Source organism: Bacillota bacterium (assembly GCA_033549065.1).
Lineage (GTDB): Bacteria > Bacillota > Dethiobacteria > DTU022 > DTU022 > JAWSUE01.
Genome location: JAWSUE010000044.1, coordinates 1 through 703, shown reverse-complemented (window position 1 = coordinate 703; position 703 = coordinate 1). Strand labels below are relative to the sequence as shown.

2 protein-coding genes are annotated in these 703 nt (G+C 41.8%); one reads left to right on the top strand and one right to left on the bottom strand.

Translation table 11 applies throughout. From position 1 onward, the window contains the following. A partial coding sequence (locus SCJ97_11655) for a hypothetical protein (GenBank protein ID MDW7740683.1) occupies positions 1-291 on the top strand: 291 nt, incomplete at its 5' end. Between the two features lie 135 nt (positions 292-426). On the opposite strand, the gene SCJ97_11650 is transcribed toward SCJ97_11655, so the two are convergent. Beyond that, a partial coding sequence (locus SCJ97_11650; protein ID MDW7740682.1) for a transposase occupies positions 427-703 on the bottom strand: 277 nt, incomplete at its 5' end.

The window sequence follows — 703 nt, the reverse complement described above, 5'->3', positions numbered from 1 at the left end:
TTCACCTATATCGGGGATGTTGTCGAGGCAAATCTGGCGGCAGCTATTGCTCCTGCTGCAGTCGGGCGAGTCTTTAACATCGGCGGTGGGACCCGCATATCGGTAAATGGCGTTCTTGAACTTTTAAAGAAAATTAGCGGAAAAGAATTTAAGGTTCGCTATGAACCTTTCCAGGCCGGAGATCCCATGCACACTTACGCCGATACCACCCGCGCCCGAAAAGAACTGAAATTCACCCCCCAAACCACCCTCGAACAGGGCTTAACCCATATGCTAAACAGCTTCAAATAATTTCGGGACACATTAGTTAATTATATATTCCGACAATTATTTATAAAAAAATATGAAAACCACTTTCAATTTTTTAAGTGTTTAACTGATTGTTCAGATACTGTTGCTTGTCTGTTTGGGGTAAATATTTTAAGTCTAATTATTATCTTTTTTCTTACGTGGTCCTTTCGGCCCTCGTTTTCCGGGAGTTAATTTCAGCCCAGTCATTTCTTCGATGCTAGAAACGAATTCACGGCTGCCGATTGGTTTTTCACTACGTTCATGTTTTTCAATCAAATCAAGTTCTCGAGTGATCAGCCTCTGAGAAAGATAACTTTCCCAATCTCCAAATCTCTCTAATAGCGGTTTAACAGTGACTAGCCTATCATCTTTACCGGTCATATGAGCTTTTGCGCTGCTCCATTCGTAATCC